Here is a 17,043-nt window from a genome sequence, read left to right as displayed (position 1 = left end):
CAGGTGTGAACTCTATCCTGAAAAGTTAATGAAAATCAGGTGCCCAGCTCTTTACGTACCTTGGCAAGGTAGTCCGGGCCGATCTTCTTGCCCCAGTCCTGCAATACCGGCTCGGCCATGGTTTTCAGCTTCTTGATATCATCGTCGGAGAGCTTGATAAATTCCACTCCGGCCTCTTTTGCTTTTGCCACCTGGGCATCATGCTGCTGGCGGGTTAAGGCCCGGGTATTCTCGCTTTCTTCGGCAATGGTGGTCAGCAGAATTTCCTGAAGATCTTTCGGTAATTTATCCAGCCATCTTTTATTGATCAAGTGAACGAATAAGCCCTGGGCATAGTTTAGCTCGGTAAAGTTTTTGGCGATGGTGAATTTCTTGGTGATATTGCAGACAATGGCAGTATGGTCCAGACCGGTGATAACCCCTGTCTGCAGGGCCTGTGGGACGTCCCCCCAGGGCATGACGGTAAACTTTAAGCCCCAGGCCTTGTAGATATCGGTATTGACCGGGGCCTCGGCAATGCGGAAATTGGTATTCTTTGCGTCCTCTAAGGTTCTTATCGGGGTGGTGCTTGCCCAGCCATAGGGGCCGTATCCGGTAATATCCGCGACTATGAGGCCCTGCTTTAAGGCTCCGTCGGCAAAGGGTTGCCAGAGTTCGGGGGTGTGTCTGAATTTGTCCAGTTTGTCAAAGGTATCGATAACATACGGAAGATTGACAATGCCGAGGAGGTCGGAGACATTGGCCGCGGCAACGGAAGAACTCATCATTCCCTGAATGGCGCCCAGCTTGAGCTTGCTGATGACATCCTTCTCGCCGCCGAGCTGGAGCAGGGGACGAAAGTCGACATACAGGCGGCCTCCCGACTTTTCCCATACCTTGTCGCGAATACGATATCCCGCACCGACTCCTTCGATAACCGGATGGGAGACGTTTGACAGGAGATAGGTGTACTCAGCACCACTTGGGTCAAACTTTGGCTGCCAGGCCTCCAGAGGATTCTTCTTAACATCTGCGGCCAGGGCTATAGCTGGCAGGCAGCATGCTATCAGCAGAACAGTGAACAGCTTCTTCATGATGGAGCCTCCTTGTTGTGGATAGGGTAAGGACCGGTGCAAATCATCCCGACAATATTTTCGTGAAATGATATGTCCTCTAATTGATGACCTTTTCAATAACATGAATAAGCAATATCCGTAAACCATTTTGTTGAATCTAATGCGTCTAAAACTTAAAAAATAAGAATATAATTAGGTTTTATGCGCTTGTGGTCTAATTAAATTATGATAAATAGAGTAATTGGTGAATGTCAATGGCCGGGTAGTTCTGTCGATATGTCGTTTTATTAGATAGTTACCTCGAAATGATTGCCGAATTTAGTTGCAAAATCAGGCACCATTCCGTTACCTTCAGCCTGGCATATTTGTTCTGTACCTCAAAAACAAGGAGTGAAACAATGACAGCGCTGAAAATGACGAGTCTCGGTATCATGATTGTTATACTTGGGAGTTTTTTGAGCTTGCCCGCCTCAGGTGCAGATGACCCTATGGCAAAATGGCAGCCCTCCTTTGACCCCTCTGGAGCGAAGTATGTTTATCTTCTCTCCTGTGTCGGTCATCCGGCAATCGAAGGGGTTGCTGTCGGTTTTCGCATTCGCGATCGAGTCTGGGAAGAATCTAAAGGGCAACTGTATGTCGATTTTCGTCCGTTGAGTCAACTTGGCGGTGAGAAGGACGTAATGAATAAGCTGAGTTTCGGCGCCATTCAGGGAATGATGAGTTCTTCCGTTGCCGCAGCCAATATTGCGCCCGAACTTGGTGTCGTCAATCTTCCCTATGTTGTCGATACCTTTGATAAACTGGACAAATTCAGGGCTACCCCGGAACTGTGGAATACCTTTCGTGATGCCCCGGCAGCTAAAGGGCTTCAGGTCATTGATTTTACGGGATATGGCAGCTACGGCTGGGCGACCACCCGGCCGGTAACCACCATGGATGAGGCAAGAACCGTCAACTTTCGTATCGCCGAGGCCCCGGTCAATATCGACACATACAAAGCCTGGAAGCTTAAGTTCGCGGTCCTGCCCTGGCCTGATGTCCCCCAGGCACTGCAGACTGGAGTCATCGACGGTCTTGATCACACCCCGATCGTCTGCAATATCTCTAAAAAATTCACCATTGCCAAATACTATACCGAGCTCGATTATGCCCAAGGGTTGTATGTCCATATCATCAATAAAAAATGGCTGGATAAATTGCCCGGAGATTTACAGCAGCTTCTCCTGAAAATAGTGCAGGAGGAGAGTGCCGTTGCCAGAACGCGCACCAAGCAGCAGCAGCTGGAGCAGATCGCTGCCGCCAAGGCGGAAGGTGTTACGTTTCTGCAATTAAAGCCGGCGGATAAAGAAAAAATGATCGCCGAAAGTCAAACCGTATATAAAGAGTGGGGCCCGAAGATAGGCCAGGAGTACCTGGATAAGGTGCGGAAAATATTGCAGGAATAGTTTGTACTGTTCGTAAAACATTTCGTAAAGCAGCTTATCCCCCCTTGAAGGGGGGATGGTAAAGAATATCCGACGAACGAGTATTAAAAAAATCCCGCACTGCTTTTTGTGATTACCACTAAACCTCAGCTATATGGGGTTATGAGGTGCCCTTTGCACGGGACGCCATAAACCCATCCCTGGGAGCTTGACCGCACCCATCCAGGCTGCGGAACACCCATGCAAAGGGCACTTCATAACCCACGTGACCTTCCAAGCTGAACTTTAGTGGTAATCAAAATGCTTTTTGGCGGGGCCAAGCTTGATATTTGTACGGCTTTATCCCAGGCCCGGTATGTATCCATACCGGGCCTGATTTGCGTTTATCCGAGAGAAGACGTACAATCTTCTGCATTACCAGATACAATCTTTTTCCCATACGCGGTGCACGGAAAACAGATAGCCGTATTTTGAGCTGTTTACGATGCCTTCATCCATAATTTTTCAGAGGAACAATATGCGAAGCAATAATAGACAACCCGATAGCCTCCGGCCCATCTCGATCGAGAGGGGGGTGCAGTATCAGGCCGATGGCTCGGTGCTCATCCGTATGGGCAACACCCACGTTATCTGCGGGGTTTCAGTGGAAGAAAAGGTGCCTCCTTTTCTCAAGGACAGCGGGCAGGGGTGGATAACCGCTGAATACGGCATGCTTCCCTGTGCGACCAATGGTCGATACCGACGCGAAACCAAGGGGCAGTCAGGCCGAACCATGGAAATTCAACGGTTGATCGGCAGGAGTCTCAGGATGATGGTCGATCTGACCGCTATTGGGGAGAGAACGCTACGGGTTGACTGTGATGTACTGAACGCCGATGGCGGAACGCGTACGGCTTCGATTACCGGTGGAGCTCTGGCGGTACGAGACGCCCTGCAGAAGCTTGTCGCCGCTGGCCGCCTGGAGACACTCCCGCCCATTATGCCCGTGGCCGCGATTTCTGCCGGAATTCTGCAAGGTGAAGCTCTCCTCGATCTTGATTACAGCGAAGATTCGTCGGCCGAAACCGACGCCAACTTTGTCATGGCCGGTGATGGGCGATGGATTGAGATCCAGGCCTCGGCGGAAGGTCAGCCCTTTGCCGACGCTGCATACCTGGCCATGGCCGGATATGCCAGAAAAGGCATCGAAGAACTCTTCCTGCTCTGGCGGGATAAGGCGTAGCAGGAGATACGATGCATCTGATTCTCGGTTTAGCCATCGGTTTTATGGCAATCTTGCGCTTTGGCTTGAGCGGCTTCATCATGGGCGGCCTGATTGGTGTTCTGACTGCTGAAGTTTTAGCTCTGCGCAAAAGAGTCAACTCTCTTGAAAGATCGGTACAGTCAGAAAAATCACTAGAAGACAGGATCCCGCATGAAGTTGTCTTTTCGCCACCTGCAGCGGAAGCCGTTGCATCGCAGGAAGTACTGCGTAAAAAGGCTGCAACGGCACCTGGTATGGTGCCTCCGGCAAAAGAGGCGGATCGTCTGGCACCGGTTGGGCCAGCTTCTTTCTTTGATCGTTTCTTAGCGAGATATCGGGGGAAGGCGATAAAATTATCGGAAACAATCAGCCATTTTTTTACCAGCGGCAATCTGGTGCTCAAGATTGGCATTATCATCATATTTTTCGGGGTGGCTTTTCTGTTGAAATATGCGGCCCAGCGCAACATGATTCCCATTGAACTGCGCTTGATCGGCGTGGCCGTGAGTGGTATGGCCGTGCTGGGAATCGGCTGGCGTTTGAGGCAATCCAGGGCCGGCTATGGCCTTGTGCTCCAGGGAGGCGGCGTGGGCATTTTGTATCTAGTGGTCTTCGCCGCGGCCAGACTGTACAACTTTCTGCCGATGACCCTTTCTCTTGCCGTAATGATTGGCCTTGTCGCCTTGTCGGGCATGCTGGCGGTATTGCAGGAGGCTAAATATCTTGCCGTGTTTGGCATTGTCGGTGGTTTCCTTGCTCCGGTGCTGATGTCCACCGGCGGCGGCAGTCACGTTATGCTCTTTTCTTATTATGCCCTGCTCAATTGCGGCATTCTCGGGATCGCCTGGTTTGCATCCTGGCGGGAATTGAACCTGATCGGGTTTATTTTCACCTTTGCCATTGGAACACTTTGGGGCAGCTCGGGCTACCAGCCGGGATACTTCACCTCGACAGAGCCGTTTCTGGTGCTTTTTTTCGTATTTTATGTCGTCATTTCCATCCTCTTTGCCCAGCGTCAGCCGATTAATCTCCGGGGGTTCATTGATGGGCCGCTGGTATTCGGTCTGCCGCTGGTGGTGTCTTCGCTGCAGTATTTTCTGGTCAGAGACCTGCGTTATGGCATGGCCTTTTCTGCCCTGGCCCTCGGGTTATTTTACCTGAGTCTGGCTACCTTGTTATGGCGCAGGCTCAGCCAGTCAATGCATCTCTTGTGCGAGGCTTTTCTGGCCCTGGGGGTAGTCTTTGGCAGTCTGGCGATTCCACTGGCTCTTGACGGACAATGGTCGGCGTCGATATGGGCTCTTGAGGGGGCCGGAATGGTCTGGGTCGGGCTCAGGCAGAAGCGTGTGCTTGCCCGCCATTTCGGGATCGTGTTGCAATTAGCAGCTGCATATATTTTTCTGGATTCGGTCTGGTATCCATTTTTCGCAGTGCCTTTTGCCAATCAATATTTTCTTGGCTGCGCTCTGCTCGCCCTGGCGGCTCTTTTTTCCAGTTATTTTCTGGATCGTTATCAAAATGAATTGAAGAAATGGGAACGGTATTTCCTCCTGCCGCTGATGATTCTTGGACTTATCTGGTGGTATGTCGGCGGTCTTCGTGAAGTGGATAAGCAGATGGCCCATATCGGCATGGAGAACGGTTTTCTGCTGTTTTGCTGCGTCGGTTCCATTCTCACAGGTATGGCCTGCAAAAAGCTCGCGTGGCCGCGCTTAGAGCTGGCTTTGTATCTGCAATTGCCGGCCATGGTTCTGCTTGCGCTCATGAGTTTTGCCGACTTTTCCTCGCGGTTTCATTTATTCGCCGGTTGGGGGGCGTTGGCCTGGACTATTGCCTTTGTCGTGCAATACCGGATTCTGTATCTCTTTGCCGGTAACTGGCCCACACGCAACCTGGTAGCCTGGCACCTGGGTACAATGTGGCTGCTGCTCTTTGTCCTCTGTGATGAGGGAGCCTGGGCAATGCATCAATTGCCGGGGCTCGGTGAGGTCTGGACCACGATCTGCTGGGCCCTGGTCCCCAGCATTTTTTTGCTGCTGCTTCTACAACTGGGAAAAGGAACATCCTGGCCGGCAGGCAAGTATGCATCCGACTACCTGGGCATGGGCGGGGTGCTGCCCGCTTTGTGTCTTGTGCTCTGGCTGGTCGAGTCATTTCGTATTGCCGGTGACCCTCTGCCGTTGCCCTATATTACACTTTTCAACCCCATAGAACTGTCCGGACTGATTGTCCTCATCGTCCTGATGTTGTGGGTACTGCGCCGTAAGAAGGCGGGCTATTACATAAAACGTCTGCCTGAGAAACAATCCTTCTGGGGGCTTGGGGTGCTGTTCTTTTGCTGGGTAAACAGTGTGGTTGCCCGTTCGGTTCACTTTTATGTCGGTATTCCGTATTTTCCTGATTCACTGTACCATTCCGTGATCTTTCAGGCGGCTATTGCCGCACTCTGGGGTTTTGGTGCCATGGCCATGACCGTCTGGGCCACCAGGAAGGGGAGCAGGGCGCTCTGGGGCGTTGGTGCCATCCTGCTCAGCATGGTTGTCTTGAAACTTTTTGCGGTCGATCTCTCCGGAACCGGGACCATCGCGCGGATCATCTCTTTTCTGGTTGTCGGTGTACTCATGCTGATTATCGGCTATTTTTCGCCATTGCCTCCTAAAACTGAGGGAAATTCTCGATGAGATACCTGTTGCTTGTATTGGTTTTAGTCTGTAGTTCGGGACAGCTTGAAGCCGGAGAAATCACCTCTCGTGATTTTGCGGCGGGATATTATCTTGAAACGAGCGGTACCCATGCAGTGTATTCCGTCGAGTTGCCGGAGGAGGTTTATCGTACGGTTAAGAGTGCGGAGCTGGCTGATGTCCGGGTTTTCAATGGCGCCGGGGAGGTTGTGCCGCATGAGGTGCGTACTGTTGCCGTCGATCCGGCAACCCTGCGCGAAAAAGAGACAATAGCCTTTTTTCCTCTTTTCCAGCAGGAGTCACCGGCAAATAATCCTGCAGGAATCTTTCTGCAGGTTGCCCGCGATGCAACAGGAGCCATTGTCAATATTAAATCGGATCCACTCAGAGAGTCGGCAGACCAAAAGATCACCGGGTATCTGCTCGATCTCAGCCATGTCCAAAAGGAGGTGTCGGAGCTGGCCTTCAGCTGGCAAAATGATACCGATTCTTCGGTGTTTACGGTGATTATTCAACAGAGTAACGATCTGGAACGCTGGACACCCCTGGTGCCACGGGCAGCGCTTGCCGACTTGCAGTTCGGGGGCCAGCAGGTGAAACGACGTACCATAGAATTGCCGCAATGGCCGATGAAGTATCTGAAACTGACCTGGCAGGAATCACCCTGGCCATTAAACTTAACTGAAGTTACCGGTTTTTCGAAAATCATCGAGGCGCGCAGAAAGCGTCATTGGGTGTCCCTTGACAATGGAGAACTCCAGAACAAAGATAACCGGTTGACGGTCGATTTTGCCACCGGCTACCGGCTGCCGACCAGCAGTGTGCAGATACGTTTTCCCCAGACAAACTCTGTGGCCTTGCTTTCTGTGCAATCCAGATCTGATGCAGAAACAGGATGGCAGACACGTTGTGAAGGGGTCTTCCACGATCTGAGCGTTGAGGGAAATGCAATACGCAATGAACCATGCGATGTTCCGGCAACCGCCGATTCACTGTGGCGGGTGGTGGTCAAGCAGGATGGGGCGGGCCTGCAAACGGGCAAAGGAAAACTCATCCTGCAACTGGGCTGGCAGCCGAGCGAATTATTTTTTATTGGCAGAGGGACGCCCCCGTATTTACTGGCCTTTGGCAGCGGTACACTCGCGCAACAGGGTAAAAATCCTGATGCCGGGATGCTTCTGCCGACAATACCGAGAAATTCGGCGAATCAGGCGATCAGCCGGGCTCTGATAGGCAAAAGGGTTGTCCTGAGCGGCGCCTTGGCCCTGCAGAATCCAGCGCAACCGTTACCCTGGAAAAAATGGCTGCTCTGGTCAGTCCTCGTCCTCGGTGTTGGTCTGCTTGCTTTCATGGCCCGCAGTCTCATCAAAGAAATGAAGGGTGCCGACGAAAAAACAGTGGCCGGAAAATGATAACCGATTATTGTTGTTGTCTTATTTGCCCCCACTCTGCATCTCTGCAATAAAAAAGCAGGCTTTTTCCAGATTTTTCACGAAGGATTACACAGAATGTTCAGATCGTTTTTTAAGAGTAAAAGATGGTCCCTCTGGGCCTATGGTGGTGGACTGACCTTGCTCCTGGCCCTGTTTGTCCAGGTGGAATTGACCGTTAGGCTGAATCAGTGGTACGGCAGTTTTTATAATATTCTCCAAAAAGCCACCGAACATAAAATAAGTGAGTTTTGGGAGCAAATGCTCATCTTTGGGAAGATTGCCTTTCCTTATGTGTTGATTGCCACGGTGACCGCCTATTTTACTCGGGTCTATGCCTTTAAGTGGCGCGAGGCGATGACTTTTTCCTATGTGGAAAAATGGCAGAAGGTGGAAGAGGAAGTAGAGGGCTCCAGTCAGCGTATCCAGGAAGATATCTACCGGTTTGCCAGAATTTTTGAGAGCCTTGGTTTGCAGGTGATTCGGGCGATCATGACCCTCTTTGCCTTTCTGCCGATTCTCTGGAGTCTGAGCAAAGGGGTTGAGATTGAGCATATCAAAGACATCCCGGGAAGCCTGGTCTGGGTCGCTTTGCTGGTTTCGGTAGGCGGCCTGCTTATTTCCTGGTTTGTGGGAATTAAGTTGCCGGGCTTAGAGTATAACAACCAGAAAGTAGAAGCAGCATTTCGAAAAGAACTGGTTTACGCTGAAGACGACAAGATACATTACGGGAAAACCGAGACCATCACCGAACTGTTTGTCGGTTTGAAATTCAACTATCACCGGCTGTTTCTGCACTACGGATATTTTGATATCTGGGTTAATTTCTTTGAACAACTGATGGTCATCGTTCCTTACCTGATTATGGGACCGGGCCTTTTTACCGGCCTGATCACCTTGGGAGTGCTGGTCCAGGTTTCCAATGCTTTCAGCAAGGTGCGGGAATCTTTTTCCATCTTTATTGCCAACTGGACAACTATTACCGAACTTCGCTCAATTCATAAGCGTCTGAGAGAGTTCGAATTAAATATTAATTATTAATCCTTGGGGCTGGGTCTGAACTCTTGCCGCAGAGATTTTAAAAATTCAAACCCGACCCTTTCTCGTGACATGCAGAAAATAATAAAACCCCTATGGGGAAAACCCTCTATCAAAGTAAAGTTCATGCAAAGAGGGTTGAAAAGAGGTGTTTCCGCGCAAGGCTATATCAGGCAATTTCCCGACTCTTTTCCGCAGTGGGGAAATTGTCTTTTTGATTTTGACGTCGATTGTACCGACTACGACTGGCTGGTGGTGTATCACGACATTCCGCAAAGTGATGATTTTTTTTCGCAGGAGAAACTGTGCTGCCCACGGGAGCGGACCATGCTGTTGACCGGAGAACCGTCATCGATTACCGTTTTTGGTCGGGATTATCTGCGACAGTTCGGTTGTATTCTCACTTTTCAGGAACCCTGGGCAATGCGGCATCCCAATGTGATGCATACCCACCCCGGACTGATGTGGTTTTATGGCCTTCCATTTGGCAAGGGTGATCATATTACCTGGGACCAGATGGCTGCCGAACCCCCCCCGTTGAAATCCAAAAAAATTTCAACAGTCTGTTCCGAGCGAAAAGGAAAAGTAACTCTGCATTCTACCAGATTTGATTTTACCCAACGGCTTAAAACCGATATTCCTGAGCTGGAAGTATTTGGGCATGGGGTGAAGCATATGGTCGATAAAGCTGAAGCTCTCGATTCCTACATGTATCATATTGCGATAGAAAATTATGTTTACAGGCATCATCTGACTGAAAAACTGCCCGACGCTTTTCTCGGTTATACCCTGCCCTTTTATCATGGCGCCCCGAATGCAGCCGATTATTTTCCAAAGGAAAGCTTTATCCCAATCGATATTAACAACTATGAACGGGCGAGAGACATTATCCAAAGCCATCTCGCCAACAACGAATATCAGGACCGCCTGCCCTACATCATCGAGGCGAGACGTCTTGTCTTACAAAAAGAGAATCTTTTCGCTATTCTCGATAATAAAATATGCGAGCAGGAAAAAAAGATTACCAGGAAGACCCTTGGCAAGGTTATCTACAACCGTCAGTCCCTGCGAATCAGAAAACCGCTGGCCGGTATTCGCAGTCTGCTGGAAAAGGTGATGACCAAGGCATATCACCGTGCCGTCGGTACATCGAAAAACAAAGGGACAGATGCCTAGCGAAATGGTGTGGAATTGTTATGTGAGCCTATGCGTATTTAATTGTAATTAAGGGTAATATTTTATAAGGCTGTTTCATGATGAGAACAAAATGATTCCAGTGTGTTGGATTATATTTTGCTATTACCACTAAAGTTCAGCTTAGAAGGTCCATAGGGATATGAGGAGCCCTTTTCACGGGACGCCGTAAACCCTTCCTGGGGGCTTCGCTGCAGCCATCCTTGGCTGCAGAGACCCGTAAAACGAACAGCCCACACCCTGGTTCAGTAGCTGAACATTAGGAGTAATCACATTATATTTTAGTTTATATTGACCTGGTTATAAAAATTAACTGCTTATTCCCTATCAAGACATTTTTGCTTAAAAAGAGGAAATAATATGAAGCCGGTAAACGTTATTTGTATAAAATGGGGAACTAAATTTAGTCCTGATTACGTCAATAACTTATATCATATGGTGCGACGAAATCTTACCTTACCATTTCGTTTTATATGTCTAACTGAGGTGTCTGATGGATTCAACCCGGCCATTGAGGTTTTACCCTTACCGGTTTTCAAAGAGCCTCCATCTGAATATTTGAAAAAATGTTTATGTTGGCGCAAATTGGCTTTATTTGGAGAGAAATATCATGATATTTCCGGTAAGGTATTGTTGTTAGATCTTGATGTAGTAATTATTGACAATATTGATTGTTTTTTTACTTACTCTGACAAGTTGTGCATGGCTGAAAATTGGTCTCAGCCTAATCGAATGATAGGACAAGGTTCTGTGATTTATTTTGAAATGGGCAAATATAGTCAGTTACTGAAGCAATGGGAAGAAGACCCGGCTTCCGTATATGAAAACTACGAAACTGAGCAAGTCTTTCTACCTCAGGCGCTTGGAAAAGAGAATTCAGAATGGTATCCAGTCGAGTGGGTCCGCAGTTTTAAAGCACATTGTATGCCCGGTGGAATTTTAAATAGCTTTGTTACCCCGAAGAAAAGCAAAATACCCAAGGGAGCTAAAATTATTGCGTTTCATGGTGATCCAAATCCACCTCAAGCGATAGCTGGTGTGTGGGGTTCGCCTGTACCTTGGTATAAGAAATGGTATAAAACGGTAAAACCAACAAAATGGATTGCTGAATATTGGTGCGAATAGATGTATCTAACCATTTTCCTGGTGAATGTTTGTAAGGAGCCGGTATATATGGAACGTATTTGGTGAAGATGTCGAAATGTTACAGCTTTTCGACATCTTCACCAAACTGAGGAAATTTTGTTTTATCTGCTGAAGGCCTGGCGGCTTCGCAGCACTAACAACATAAAACGAACAGTGACTGGATGGACTGCCGCAAGATCCCTAAATTTGTTCCATGCAGTTTTGTAGGCCGGAACAGGCGCGCCGGCCAGTGCTGTGTGAAACTGGAACTGTCTTGCGGCGAGACGAAAATCTTCTATGGTTCGCAGGGGTAATCCGGCAAGCGAGGCCAGCAGAGACGGCATGGAGCAGGCGGGCAGTTCATGACGCCTCCAGCCACCGGGAAGCCTCATGACAAAGCGAATGCCGCTGCTTTGTACCCTGTTGCCCATAACCACATTCTGAGGTACCGCGTCTTTGGGGATTGGTGGACGTGAAAAATCAATAATACTGGCTGTCTTGGGGATTTTCCGGTGCAGGTCACAGTCGATGAAGTCCTTGCCTCGGGGAAGAAGGTTAATAACTAGATCGGCCCCGGCCAGTTGCCGGGTTGCGTCCTCTCCATCCATCAACTTGACATCTCCTTTTCTGGTGTACCTGACGTCAACAATCGACATCTGGTATCCATCAGCAGTGAGAGCCTGCATGAGGTCTTCCCCGAGCAGTCCACCGCCGATTATAGAGACTGCAACCTGCCAGGGATTCTTTTGGGCACTGTTTACCAGATGGCCGACTGCCTTTTGAATACTGAATATGTTGCCGTAGGTGCTGCTGTAAAAGGGTGGTTCCATGGAGATGCCGTGGCGTTTTTCGAAAATCGGACCGAGCTGACCGGCTAATCCTATGTTTTCTGCCCCCGTGAGTTTTTTGACCCAGAGCATGCGTTTGATAATGGTCTCAACCATTGGCCGGCTTTTTTTTCGCATTAACTCCATCGACGAATCAGGAATGACAAGATATATACCAATTGGACGCCATCCATCCATGATGAGACCGGCCGGAGTGGGGCGGCCGGAAAAGAAATTTCGTAACCATTTAATGTTAGGACAGAAATCCAGGCACTCTGAGTTGTCTGTTGGGTAGATGAGAAAGAGGGTCTTCAGTTTTCCGCTGCAGCCGATAAACCAGATGAGCAGCCAGATAGGCCATCTCAGTAAAAAAGCATACACTAGAAAACTGAGTTGTCGCATGTATTTGTCCATTCTGTTCTCCTTTGCTGATGGTGTATCAGTATTACAATGATTGTCCGGATAAAGTTTAAATTCGCCCTACATACAGTTTATCGGCAATTCGTAAGAGAAGGATTAACTGTTATATATAACTAACGGACTGTAATGACAATAAAGTGGACGTTTCGAGGGGAATGGCTGGGCAAAAAAAAACCGTATTATCGTCAGATAATGCGGCCTGAATAGAGAAAAGATAGAACGAACAGGGGAGAGGACCCCGAAAAGGCCTGCAGTATGCAACCAGGGGGCATACGCCATCTGGTCTTGCCAACAATTGGTGGGCTCCGGTATCGCCGATGCGTCAAAGCTGGCTCTTAAGCCGGTAAGGATATCTCGAACAGGTCGGAGCGCTATGGATTGGGTGCTGCTCGTTTAGCAGAAAATGATACTCAGTCTGCCAGAACATTCTGGATCATCGTGTTAAGCTCTTCCATGCCATAGGGCTTTTTGACATAACTGTGCACCCCGAGTTCCATCGCTTTTTTGATTCGGTTGGTTTCCGAATAGCCGCTCACTATTATGACCTTCTGATCCGGGCGAACGGCAAGAATTTGCCGATAGGTATCCAGTCCATCCATGCCAGGCTCCATGATCATATCGAGAAGTACCAGCTCGGCTGCTCTCTTTTTAAGAAAAGCCACAGCTTCCTCGCCACTGGCAACAGTCTCTATCCTGTACCCCAAAATGGTCAGTATGCTTTTTCCCAGCAGCCGCTGTTCTGTGTCATCATCGACCAGCAGGATTGTTTGCCCTTCACCCTGTTTATGTGCGGGCGGCGTGATGTTTGCCGCTTGCGTCGCATCCTCTTCCTTCATAAGGGCAGGAAGAAAGACTGTGATGGTTGTACCATTATTGGGAACACTTTTCACGTCCAGATACCCTTCGTGATCCTTAACCGTCCCCCAAACTACGGTCATGCCCAATCCGGTACCGCTGCGTCCCATGATTTTGCTGGTATAAAATGGCTCAAAAATCTTCGCCAGATTGTCCTCGGGAATGCCCATGCCGGTGTCGCTGATGGTCAGAACGACATAGTTTCCTGGAACGGTCGTGTCGTATCCTTTAATGGGGGTATCGACGTACTTGTTTTCCGTTGTAATAGAGATGCTGCCTTGGTTCTCTATCGCTTCATAACTATTAATAAGCAGGTTCATGACCGCTTTTTCCAGATGGACAGGGGAGCCCGATAAAGTCTGGAGATCGGCTGCGAGCTTTGTTTCAAGAGTGATGTCCGGATAGTTTTTCTGTAGATTTATAAACTCCGGGCTTTGGAGATGGGCATTGATCACATCGTTGAGCTGCACTTTTTCTCTGGCAGTTATTCCCCGTCGAGCCAGAGTCAGCAAATCCTGGACAATTACCGCCGCCCGGGTTCCGGCTCGACGTATGTTTTGGAGAGGGCCGCGCATATCGCTGTCAGGCGGTAGTCTGTGCAGCAGCAGGTCTGGGTAACTGACGATGCCGGACAGTACGTTGTTCAGGTCATGAGCGACTCCACCGGCCAGACGGCCGAGAAGTTCCATTTTTTCGCTCCTGAGCAGTTCCGACTCCAGGCGCAAACGTTCCTGTTGGGCCCATTTACGTTCTTCCATTTCAATTCGTAAATGTTCATTGGCTTCCTCAAGTTCCGCTGTCCTGAGGGCGACTCTTCTTTCCAGCTGGTTTCTCGCCTCTTCCAGTTCCTTTTCTTTTTCCTGCAGTTCGTTGATGGTGCCGGCGAGGAGCTGCTGTTTGTCGATAAGTGCATTCCTGCTTGCCGCCCGGCTGTGCTCTACTAAAAAAGCCAGGACGCTGACCAGTAGATACGAAGGGATAAAACGAATGGCAAAATCTTTGCTGTAGACATTGATGTTGTCGGAAAACAAATCAAAAAATAAAAATCCTGTGCAAAAAGAAAAGAGCAGAAGCGTCGTCCACATGCCACGCGGTAATCCAAGCAGGTAGAGGGAAAAAAGCGGAAAGGTATAGAGCCACATGAACGATGTAGTGTGCACGCCACCGATCAGAAACAGATAACAGAAAAAAAGGAACAAAGTAGCCACGCCAAAACGCGATGCCACGGGCTCGTTTCCGGTATGGTGGAGGTAACCCAGGTGAGCAAACAGGACGGAGGAAGCAAGAAAATCGGCAATACCAAGAAGATGGGCATCCTGCGCCAGGGCAACAATACCCATAATCAAGAGCAGAATAGCTCCTAGAAAGAGAAAAATATTCAACATTACAATTTTCCTCAGGGTCTCGCTGTCCTGACCTTCACGGATTCCGCGGTAGCAAAATGGGTGCATCTATATCTCCAGAATTTTCAGGAAGTTCGTAATGAAAAAAATATGCGGTGGTAACAAGTCAATTGATAGATTTCCCTCTTCCCGATTGTACAACAGTATATCATAATTGACGCCAGTCTAGTAGCGAGGGCCTGGTACTCTGATGCAAGTACCTAAAAGACAACCGTCTGAAATGTGACGTGCAGGTCGGTTTTATGGCGCAAACCGATGCCGGTATCTTGTTATTCCGTGTTTCATGTACCAGCAGCGGCTGCTTTCTGGCGCTTTTGCAAGTAATACAATGTCTCACGCTGCCCTCACCATTATCAAAATATTGCAAGGAGAACCCCTCGGGGAGGGGGGCAGGTTTCCGGATTCATCCCCGTTAGCGTAATTGGATTGCCGGAAAGTCAGTACGAGCTGTCTGGAATTGTTTGGAGGCTGGTCTGTCTTTGGAGAAAAAAGAGTGTTTTGGCATATATTTAAAAACTTAATAATAATTATCACCGGCTTTATTCCTGCTGTCAAGATGATATTCTGTGCCGGTAGCGTTTTCCTGCCACTCGCTGACATTGACCCCAGGAGCGACTGGTGTTCTAACTGGTGGTACGGGTTCGTTCGTAGATTTCAGGAGAACAAGAAAACTGTGGAAATCCGGGTCGTTTCGAGGTAAAAGGACCTTGTGCATCCTATCTTTTATCTCTCTGTAAAATTTTGATGAGGTTTGTTGACATATACAATTTCTTTGTTAATAATAATCGGCACCACATCAGAGATAGCCTTACCACGGTCGGTTTCCTGGTGCTTCAACCAATTATGAGGTTTATGGCTTGGTTTTGTCTTGATTGTTTGTCAAAACCTTTTGTTAATATTGTTAAAAATGGCTGGATTTTGAATCAACACTGCTTATCCTGTTTTTAACCACAGGCTGGTCGGCTTTATTTTTTGTGCACAAAAAGCAAATGTATAGATCAGGAAAGGAGGTGGGAAAAGGAGAGACGTCGGGCGAGAAAGATACGAATCTTGCCAATTTGCAGGAAGAACACCGGTAATTAAGGTTGTTTTGTTGAAAAGAGTCAGGGCTGGAGGAAGAGAGTCAGAAGGAAAACAATTTGCTGGTATTGCAGGGAACATTTTCTGAGTACCGTTAATCATCTATGAATTGCTTTTTGATATGGGTGCAGTTTGATTTGTTGTTTGCATTTTATGACGGATACTGTTAGATTTGCTACGTCGTGTTAGAGTTGTCTTTTGGTTTATTTATTAAAAATTAATTGGGGAAATTATTATGCAGAAAAAAACATTATTTGCTTTGCTGGCTATGCTCGCTATCAGTGTGCCTGCATTTTCTATTGAGTTGCCTCAAGGTGCTACTCCGACCTTTGAGAAGGACATAACAGCTTATGCGTCAGGTTATAAATTTAACGAACTGCTGGAAGCTTATGGCTTGAAATTGGCGCCAGAAGCAGTATCCACAGTTCCTACATCCTATGCCAAAGTTGCCGATAATAACGTTGTCTTCAATAACGATTCTATTGCCTACACTCCTGTCCAGTACCACTCCATCCTCACCGCTTACGGCCTCCTGCTTACGCCGGAAGACGTAACCAGCAAGTTGGGCGGGGTTTCTTCTTATGCCACTGTCAAAGATGGCGAGATTGTGTTTGGTAAAGATTCTGTTGCGTATGATGGCAAGGAATGGAATGAAATTCTCAGCGCGTACTCCTTGCCAGAAGTAGCTGCTCCGGTTGTTGTTCCTGCAGGATGTCCAGACGAAGACGGTGATGGCGTCTGCGATGATCAAGATGCCTGTCCTGGTACACCTAAAGGTATAGCTGTCGATGAGAGAGGTTGCTGGGCATTGTCAAGCGCGGTGTTGTTTGATTTTGACAAGGCAGTCATCAAAAAGCAATTCTATCCTGAATTGGATAAGACCAAAAAGATATTCGATGACTATCCAACAATGAGAGTTCAGATTGACGGTCATACTGACAGTGTAGGTACTGACAAGTATAACCAGAAACTTTCTGAAAGACGCGCCAATGCGGTCATGAAATATCTGGTTAACAAAGTAGGAATCGAGGCCAATCGATTGAAAGCAGTAGGATATGGCGAGTCAAAACCTGCTTATCCTAATGATACCGCAGAAAATCGAAGCAAAAACAGAAGGGTTGAATTTACGCCTGCCATGTAAGTAAGGCCAACACTCTGGGCAGCGACTCCGAACGGAGTTGCTGCTGAGGGAAATAAAAGAGCCCATGGTGTGTTTACCGACACACCATGGGCTCTTTTTTTGTTTATTTGTAAAGCGATGCCAACTG

The 17,043-nt window shown here is 48.4% G+C and carries 12 protein-coding genes; 8 read left to right on the top strand and 4 right to left on the bottom strand.

The window, feature by feature from the left end:
• Positions 1-35: 35 nt before the first annotated feature.
• Positions 36-1,073 (bottom strand): TRAP transporter substrate-binding protein, encoded by a 1,038-nt coding sequence (locus FCL47_RS00585; RefSeq protein ID WP_136811483.1) that lies wholly within the window; start codon positions 1,071-1,073, stop codon positions 36-38.
• 380 nt (positions 1,074-1,453) lie between these two features.
• Here FCL47_RS00585 and FCL47_RS00580 point away from each other — a divergent pair, with 380 nt between their 5' ends.
• From FCL47_RS00580 to FCL47_RS00550, 7 genes are all read left to right on the top strand, one after another.
• Positions 1,454-2,500 (top strand): TRAP transporter substrate-binding protein, encoded by a 1,047-nt coding sequence (locus FCL47_RS00580; protein ID WP_205747162.1) that lies wholly within the window; start codon positions 1,454-1,456, stop codon positions 2,498-2,500.
• Positions 2,501-2,996: 496 nt separating this feature from the next.
• Entirely contained in the window at positions 2,997-3,701 is a 705-nt protein-coding gene (gene rph, locus FCL47_RS00575) for a ribonuclease PH (protein ID WP_136811481.1), read from the top strand.
• Positions 3,702-3,712: 11 nt separating this feature from the next.
• A complete protein-coding gene (locus tag FCL47_RS00570; RefSeq protein WP_136811479.1) occupies positions 3,713-6,403 on the top strand; it encodes a DUF2339 domain-containing protein in 2,691 nt (896 codons plus the stop codon).
• Complete coding sequence (locus FCL47_RS00565; protein WP_136811477.1) at positions 6,400-7,815, top strand: DUF3999 domain-containing protein; 1,416 nt, start codon at positions 6,400-6,402, stop codon at positions 7,813-7,815. Before FCL47_RS00570 ends, FCL47_RS00565 begins: the two co-directional genes overlap by 4 nt.
• A 96-nt stretch (positions 7,816-7,911) precedes the next feature.
• Positions 7,912-8,874 (top strand): putative transporter, encoded by a 963-nt coding sequence (locus FCL47_RS00560; RefSeq protein ID WP_136811475.1) that lies wholly within the window; start codon positions 7,912-7,914, stop codon positions 8,872-8,874.
• 123 nt (positions 8,875-8,997) lie between these two features.
• Complete coding sequence (locus FCL47_RS00555; RefSeq protein ID WP_136811473.1) at positions 8,998-10,047, top strand: glycosyltransferase family 10 domain-containing protein; 1,050 nt, start codon at positions 8,998-9,000, stop codon at positions 10,045-10,047.
• 378 nt (positions 10,048-10,425) lie between these two features.
• Positions 10,426-11,190, top strand: coding sequence for a glycosyltransferase (locus FCL47_RS00550; RefSeq protein ID WP_136811471.1), 765 nt, complete (start codon positions 10,426-10,428; stop codon positions 11,188-11,190).
• A gap of 122 nt (positions 11,191-11,312) precedes the next feature.
• Here FCL47_RS00550 and FCL47_RS00545 read toward each other — a convergent pair whose 3' ends face one another.
• From FCL47_RS00545 to FCL47_RS00535, 3 genes are all read right to left on the bottom strand, one after another.
• Entirely contained in the window at positions 11,313-12,431 is a 1,119-nt protein-coding gene (locus FCL47_RS00545) for a hypothetical protein (protein WP_136811468.1), read from the bottom strand.
• 416 nt (positions 12,432-12,847) lie between these two features.
• The gene (locus FCL47_RS00540; RefSeq protein ID WP_136811466.1) at positions 12,848-14,743 is read right to left on the bottom strand and encodes a response regulator; all 1,896 of its coding nucleotides are present in this window, start codon (positions 14,741-14,743) and stop codon (positions 12,848-12,850) included.
• Between the two features lie 885 nt (positions 14,744-15,628).
• On the bottom strand, positions 15,629-15,877 hold the full coding sequence (locus tag FCL47_RS00535) for a hypothetical protein (protein WP_136811464.1): 249 nt from the start codon (positions 15,875-15,877) through the stop codon (positions 15,629-15,631).
• 133 nt (positions 15,878-16,010) lie between these two features.
• Here FCL47_RS00535 and FCL47_RS00530 point away from each other — a divergent pair, with 133 nt between their 5' ends.
• Positions 16,011-16,916: an OmpA family protein gene (locus tag FCL47_RS00530; RefSeq protein WP_136811461.1), complete on the top strand. Its 906-nt coding sequence runs from the start codon at positions 16,011-16,013 to the stop codon at positions 16,914-16,916.
• Positions 16,917-17,043 lie beyond the last annotated feature (127 nt).

The organism is Desulfopila sp. IMCC35006, assembly GCF_005116645.1.
In the GTDB taxonomy this organism is placed as follows: domain Bacteria; phylum Desulfobacterota; class Desulfobulbia; order Desulfobulbales; family Desulfocapsaceae; genus Desulforhopalus_A.
The sequence above is the reverse complement of the archived record's forward strand: the minus strand, read 5'-3'. Positions and strand labels throughout refer to the sequence as shown.